8 protein-coding genes are annotated in these 6,847 nt (G+C 46.2%); 5 read left to right on the top strand and 3 right to left on the bottom strand.

All coding sequences use genetic code 11. The annotated features are described in order from the left end of the window. Positions 1-145: 145 nt before the first annotated feature. Entirely contained in the window at positions 146-1,165 is a 1,020-nt protein-coding gene (locus M3221_RS12525) for a C40 family peptidase (RefSeq protein WP_251272092.1), read from the bottom strand. Positions 1,166-1,377: 212 nt separating this feature from the next. Between M3221_RS12525 and M3221_RS12520 the strand changes: the two genes are divergently transcribed. The 3 genes from M3221_RS12520 to M3221_RS12510 all read left to right on the top strand — a co-directional run bounded on the left by M3221_RS12520 (position 1,378) and on the right by M3221_RS12510 (position 3,480). Then, positions 1,378-1,776, top strand: a complete 399-nt coding sequence (locus M3221_RS12520) for a hypothetical protein (RefSeq protein WP_251272091.1) — start codon at positions 1,378-1,380, stop codon at positions 1,774-1,776. Between the two features lie 245 nt (positions 1,777-2,021). Then, entirely contained in the window at positions 2,022-2,690 is a 669-nt protein-coding gene (locus M3221_RS12515; RefSeq protein WP_251272090.1) for a thermonuclease family protein, read from the top strand. Between the two features lie 13 nt (positions 2,691-2,703). After that, on the top strand, positions 2,704-3,480 hold the full coding sequence (locus M3221_RS12510) for an alpha/beta hydrolase (RefSeq protein WP_251272089.1): 777 nt from the start codon (positions 2,704-2,706) through the stop codon (positions 3,478-3,480). A gap of 6 nt (positions 3,481-3,486) precedes the next feature. Here M3221_RS12510 and M3221_RS12505 read toward each other — a convergent pair whose 3' ends face one another. Beyond that, positions 3,487-3,867: a ferritin-like domain-containing protein gene (locus M3221_RS12505; protein WP_251272088.1), complete on the bottom strand. Its 381-nt coding sequence runs from the start codon at positions 3,865-3,867 to the stop codon at positions 3,487-3,489. A 112-nt stretch (positions 3,868-3,979) separates the two neighbouring features. Here M3221_RS12505 and M3221_RS12500 point away from each other — a divergent pair, with 112 nt between their 5' ends. Then, positions 3,980-4,981, top strand: a complete 1,002-nt coding sequence (locus M3221_RS12500) for a zinc-binding dehydrogenase (RefSeq protein ID WP_251272087.1) — start codon at positions 3,980-3,982, stop codon at positions 4,979-4,981. Positions 4,982-5,031: 50 nt separating this feature from the next. Here M3221_RS12500 and M3221_RS12495 read toward each other — a convergent pair whose 3' ends face one another. Further along, positions 5,032-5,724, bottom strand: coding sequence for a DUF3267 domain-containing protein (locus M3221_RS12495; protein ID WP_251272086.1), 693 nt, complete (start codon positions 5,722-5,724; stop codon positions 5,032-5,034). A 106-nt stretch (positions 5,725-5,830) separates the two neighbouring features. Here M3221_RS12495 and M3221_RS12490 point away from each other — a divergent pair, with 106 nt between their 5' ends. Further along, positions 5,831-6,823, top strand: coding sequence for a zinc-binding dehydrogenase (locus tag M3221_RS12490; protein WP_251272085.1), 993 nt, complete (start codon positions 5,831-5,833; stop codon positions 6,821-6,823). The last annotated feature ends 24 nt before the right edge of the window (positions 6,824-6,847 follow it).

Below are 6,847 nucleotides of genomic sequence, written 5' to 3'. Positions count from 1 at the left end.
TGAAATCATTGGAAGCACCACCTGTATGTATTGAATTTATTATAAATGAAAAAAACCAGGTATTCGACGATTCAATCGTCGAATACCTGGTTTGGTTAAAACTATCTAGACTTTTTCAGTGCCCTCCAGAAAACCGGGGATGTTTTTATTGAATGTAACGGCGTGCGCCTGCATACTCCTGTTTGTATGGAGCAGTATTCATAGAAATAATTTCAACCCGCTTGCCGGCTTTTGGAGCATGGATCATCTGGCCGCTGCCGGCATACATGGCGACATGGTGAACACGTCCTTTGCCATTATTATAAGCAAAAAACAGCAGGTCGCCTGGCTGAAGAGCGGATTTTGCCACTGCTTTGCCCGCTTTTGCCTGTTCGGACGCATCACGTGGAATGCTGATGCCGTGATACCGGTAAACCGAAGAAGTGAATCCTGAACAGTCAAAGCCGTAAGCCGACATCCCCGACCATAAATATGGAAGGCCGAGAAACTGTTTTCCTGTTGCCAAAAGCACAGACCCGGTTGGTTTCGGAATGTTTGGAACTGCAGCAAGCACCCGGATGTCGCTTTTCTTAAGCCATTTGGCGCCATTTGCCGGAGTCATAACTTGTACCCAGTTCGTTTCTGATTTAATAATCGGCAGTTCTGTATTAAAGCTGATTTCCATAAACGACTGTTTCTTATCATGAAACAAAAAAGCGGTCTTGGATTTTACCCATGCCGTCTGGCAGTCCTCGTAGGCAGCAGGCTGTGTGGTAAGTTGTGATTTAGGCAGCCAGCCTGGATAACCTTTACTGTTTTTGGACGTGAGCTGATCTTTCACAGCTACTTGTGCCCAGCTGCCGCTTGTTTTAAGCACAGTGACTTCCTGGCCATACAAGGCCTGTGTTTCTGCTTTTCCAGTAAGCCAAAGACGGTCTTTCACAGTGGACATGTTCGCTGTCCAGTCCCGCATGTTGACAGGATTTGAGAGGGACGGCTGATCTATCGTTCGTTTTGCACTCGTATCTTTCCAGAGCGTGGCAACAGATACATTAATATATGTTTTGCTGGCGGCTTTTTTTGTATAACAAGCAGCGGCAGGTTCAGCGGCTTTTGCAGCGGGAGATACGAGTGATAAAGCCATTACGCAAAGCATGATCGCTATCATCACCTTTTTGAAGGTCATATCTTAAAGCTCCTCTATTATATGGTATTTGTTGTCATGACTATATCATGATTTAAGAGAGTTGTTAATAGAGTTTTTGTGTCAATATGCCCACGTCAGAGCATTTAAGATTATTCATAGTATATGTACCTCAGACAGAGAGGTTGAATGGAAATTGACTGATAGGCGCCTGCATCATGTATAATAGAGAAGATTAAAAAGGAGGCGTTTGTATGGGAAAACAGTTACCAGTAGCAGAACAGGTGCTTCTTGCTTATTACGTACAGTATTATTTAGAGAACAAGCCGGATGTCATGTACGAGCTGCATGAACGGATGAGTGAGAATATGAAGCCGGCGGTTTATGAGATTGCCATGAACGACTTGTTTGACCAGGGGCTTATTAATGGCCTGGCAAAAATCCGTCATTACTATGAAACGGACGGGCATGTAATCAAGCCGATGATTACAAATGAAGGCATTTTATATATTAATAACATACTTAATATTCAGTCGTATGCAAGTGATGATAATAAGCTTCAATATGTACAAAATAGTTTGTCTACAAGTGGCCTCGAGCTGTCTGTTCCGGTTATTGCCGACTATATCCAGGAAGCAGCTGCCCGAAAATAAAAACCTCTTTCAAAGAAGATTCAGATTGTAGACAAATAAATCTTTTGCCGAAGGGCCTCTTTGTTTCTTTTTCATGCAGAGAGAGCGGGCGGTTAGGAAGAGATGTTTCCCGAAAAGAAACCTGCCCTTTTTAATAGTGAAAGCTTTCATAAAAAAAAGACTGCCGACTTTGTCGACAGTCTCAAACCTCTTTCAAAGAGGTTTTTTTTGTAGAAGTTCTAGTAGATAGAAAAGAGGATTAAAACGTGAAAAGAAAGGTGACACTGATTCTATGTTCAGCCGCAGCTTTCGTTCTGTCAGCCTGCAGCTTAGAAGATGTGAACGATGTTCTTGAAGTAACAGAAGATGTATTAACAGCGATTGAACAAGAAAATGAGCAAACAGAAACGAATATCGATGAGGCAGAGGAGCCGGTTAATGAAGCAGGCAGCATTCTAAAAACAAAAGGAGTAATGGAGCCGATACCGGCAAAGCTCGTCCGCCCGGTTGACGGTGACACCGCTGTTTTTGCTTTTGACGCGGACCTTGACGGGAAAGAAGAAGAATTCAGTGCCCGGTTTCTGCTTATTGATACACCAGAAACCCGTCATCCGCAGCTGGGCAGGCAGCCGCTCGGTGAGGAAGCAAAGGAGCGGACTGCAGAATTGCTCAAAGGCGGAGATATTACGATTGAATTTGATATTGGACAACGCCTGGACAAGTACAATCGAATATTAGTGTATGTCTATGTGAATGGAAGAAGCGTACAGGAAATGCTTCTTGAAGAGGGGTTGGCACGGGTGGCTTATGTATATCCGCCAAATACACGCTACCTGGATGAGTTTGAAGCGAAACAAGAAATAGCCAAGAAAAAGAAAAAAGGTATCTGGTCTATGGATGGCTATGTGACCGAGCGTGGATTCAATTCAAAATAAGGGAGGAAGCAGAATGATTCACCTGTGGGAAGAAGAAATTCCTTTTAAACTTGAGGGAGAGGAAACACCTTCTATGATGGCTTATCCAGCTGGGGACAGTATAGCGCCGGCTATGCTCATTTTTCCGGGCGGAAGCTATGCGAGAAGAGCTGATCACGAAGGAGAACCTGTCGCAAAATGGCTGAACGGTCTTGGTATTCATGCCTTTGTTGTTCATTATCGTACAGCACCTTACCGTCAACCCGTTCCGCTTTTGGATGCTTCCCGCGCCATTCGTCTTGTCCGGCATCATGCAGTGTCGTGGAATGTGGATCCGAACCGAATTGGCGTGCTCGGTTTTTCGGCGGGAGGCCACCTTGCCTCAACGCTCGCCACTAAATACGATCAGGGAATAGCAGATGCTGCTGATCCAGTTGAACAGCAGCCGTCTCGTCCGGACTTGCTCGTTTTAGGTTATCCTGTTATTACATTCGGCGAGCATCGCCATGAAGGATCGATGGAAAATCTGCTTGGACCCGGTTCATCGGGCGAACAGCGTCTGTTTTTATCGAATGAGCGGCACGTAACGAAAGAAACGCCGCCCTCCTTTTTATGGCACACAGCAGATGATGAGCCGGTCCCAGTGGAAAACAGCTTATTATTCGCGGCTGCATTGAGCCGTGCTTCGGTTCCCTTTGATTTGCACATCTTTGAAAGCGGCCGTCACGGACTTGGTCTTGCTGAGGGGTATAAGGAAGTGTCTAAATGGACGTCTGTATGTGAAAGCTGGCTTCGCAAGCACGGTTTTTAAAAGAGATTATAAAAAAGATAGAAACCAAACTGCATGGCGCTGTTCATCGGCCGCCGCCCGGTTAAATACTTTTTTCACGTAAGGAAGATGAGTGGAATCGGCTATGTCCTGATAAAACTCAGACGTTTCCTGTTCGTCCTTAAAAGCCCGCAAAATGCCTTGCTTGAATGTTTTAGGAAAAGGTTCGGCACATACAGGAGAAGGAGCGTTTCCGGTTAACGCATGATAAAGAGAGGAGAATGTTTCCAAATGGCGGACTTCATCCGTGCGAATGGCTAAAATTCTTTCTTTCTGGGAAGGCGTTGAAGCCATATCTGCCAGCTTCTCATAAATGTGAATGGCTGTATATTCTCCATTGATCGCTTTTGTGAGTTTCTCGGTCAGCATCACAAGCACATCCTTTTCAGCAGCGTAGTGCTATATCGTATGCAGAGGTATGTTTTCTTGTTAAAATGAACGGGTAAACGCAGAAAAATGTCGAACAAAGGAGGAGAATGCAATGAAAGCCATGTTACTGCAGGAAACAGGCGGACCGAACGCGGTAAAGTGCGTGGAAGTAGAAAAGCCGTCTGCGGGCAGCTGGGAAATTATTGTGAAGCTGAAAAATGCTTCCTTAAATCGGCGCGATGTTTTCATTACATATGGCATGTACCCGGGCATGAAGCTGCCGGCTGTTCTTGGGGCAGACGGAGCAGGTATCGTAGAGTCCGTGGGAGACGGTGTGGAAAGTCTGCGGGCGGGGGATGAAGTTGTCATCAATCCCGGCCTTCAATGGGGAGATGACATTCGATTCAATCAGCCGGACTTTCACGTTCTCGGCATGCCTGCAGATGGAACCTATGCTGAATATGTAAAAATCTCATGCGAGAATGTATATAAAAAGCCGGCTTACTTAACATGGCCGGAAGCAGCGGCTCTTCCGCTTTCCGCCCTTACGGCTTACCGGGCACTCATTACGCGCGGAGAACTGAAAAAAGGCGATACGGTCTTTATCCCCGGCATTGGCGGCGGTGTAGCTTTGTTTGCTCTTCAAATTGCTGTTGCAAAGGGAGCGCGTGTATTTGTTTCGTCAAGCAATGATGAAAAAATTGAACGGGCTAAACGAATGGGTGCAGCCGGCGGCATCAACTATCGGAGTGAGGGCTGGGCCAAAGCGTTAAAGAGCGAAATGGGCGGCGCCGATCTGATTGTTGATGGGGTTGGCGGGGATACCTTTAACCGTTTAATCGACCTTGCCAAGCCGGGAGGCCGGATTGTAAGCTTTGGTGCTACAACGGGTCCAGTGCCCCAGCTCGTTTTGCCCCGCGCGTTTTTTAAGCACCTGGATATACGCGGAACCACAATGGGCAGTCCACAGGAATTTGCCGATATGCTGACATTATTTGAACAAGAAAAAATTCGTCCAGTCATTGATAAGCATTTTCCGCTTGAAAAAGCTGCGGAAGCTCTCGACTACATGGAAAATGGCGATTCATTCGGAAAAATCGTACTCAATATTTAATGACCGCATATCGAAATGCATCAAGCTGGAAAGCAAAAGTGGGCAGCTCCTCAAGAAGGACTGTCTATTTTTTGATTAAAAATATACAAAATTGGTTTGTGAAGATGGTCAAAAACGAACGCATTTTTAGGTACCCGGCGCAGCTGCCCATACATAGAAAAGTCACCTGCAGCTCCCCCGATTAAAAAAGCAGAAACGGTCATAAGAGAAGCACTGTTCAGCCAAATACCTATTACAAACGGAAGCAGCCCGGTCAGCCAAAACGGGAGCAGGAGCGCTTTTTTCATAGCCCGTGCCGGCAGCATTTTTTTCGTGCCCGCATACGCAACACCAAGTTCCCGGTTCACTCCGTATACAAGATCTTCACGTTTGCATTTTCCCCAAAGTTTAAACCCGATCAAATGACAAATTTCATGAAGCACAATAAGGATGACGTAAAGAATAAGCCATAACAGGATACCAAGCATGGAAAAGGAAAAAAAGCTTTCTCCGTGAAGCATGACAGCGGCAAAACTGCCGATCAGGACGAACAGAAGAGTCAGCACTAGCGACCAAATGTGAATCCTTTTCATATCCAGCTCAATTACATAATCTGGTTTACCCGGGAGATTCATTGTTATCCTCCTTTGATCGTCTGCTATTTGTGATGCGGTCCGTTCACACAGCTCCTCCATCGACCGTTTTAACACGGGATTAACAGTGAAAAAAACGGAAGCTAAAAGGTCTATTACGATTTCTTTCATTCTATTGTCTCTTTTTGCGAGCCTGATTACCAAAACACAAAATACCAGTCTCTATCTATATGTATGTTAAAATCATACCATATGGATAAAATGAAGGGGGAATTTGATGAAAGCCATTCTGCACGCAGGAAAACCAGGCCTGTCAGGCGTTTCGGCCGGGCAGATTGAAAAGCCGGTACCCGGACCAGGAGAAGTACGCATACGGTTGAAAGCAGCCGGCTTAAACCACCGCGATCTTTTTGTGCTGCACCGCCATAAAGAAACAGAGCCGCCGCTTGTAATCGGATCAGACGGTGCCGGCATTGTAGATGAATTGGGTGCTGGCGTAACCACAGTTCAAACTGGCGATGAAGTGATTATCAACCCGGGATTGGGATGGCCGGATAAAAGCGATGCCCCGCCGGAAGGCTTTGAAATTGTCGGCCTGCCTTTTCATGGAACATTTGCCGAGTTTATTACGGTACCGGCAGAAACTGCTGTACCGAAGCCGGCTCATTTATCGTGGGAAGAAGCGGGTGTCCTGTCGCTCGCTGCCCTGACTGCTTACCGTGCTCTTTTTACAAGAGGAAAAGTAAAGCCGGGCATGACCGTTTTTATTCCCGGAATTGGCAGCGGGGTGGCCACTTTCCTATTGCAGTTTGCCAAAGCGGCCGGTGCTATAGTGTATGTAACATCCCGGTCAGAGGAAAAGCGCCAAAGAGCATTGGAGCTCGGTGCGGATAAAGCGATCGATTCAGCTGCTGATTGGCGCGAAGCACTTGGAGGAGAAAAAGTGGATCTGGTGATCGAGTCTGTCGGGGCAGCAACCTTTAACCGGTCACTTGAGCAGTTAAAAACAGGCGGCACCATTGTGACTTTTGGCGCCTCTGCCGGCGATGAAGTAATGATCAATTTGCGCACATTTTTCTATGGGCAGTTTAATATGTACGGCTCCACGCTTGGGAGCGGAGAAGAAATGAGAGAGATGCTCGCGTTTATTGAAACTCACAATCTGCGTCCGATAATGGACCAGACCTACACGCTGGACCAATTTGAAGACGCATTCATCCGAATGGAAAAGGCCGAACAAATTGGTAAAATTGCATTTGCTATTGAATGAGATGCTTTAGTGTGATAAAACTAG

Origin of the sequence: Domibacillus indicus, assembly GCF_023715895.1 — a bacterium.
Lineage (GTDB): Bacteria > Bacillota > Bacilli > Bacillales > Domibacillaceae > Domibacillus > Domibacillus indicus_A.
Note: the sequence above shows the minus strand (reverse complement) of the source record. Positions and strands in the feature narration are given on the sequence as shown.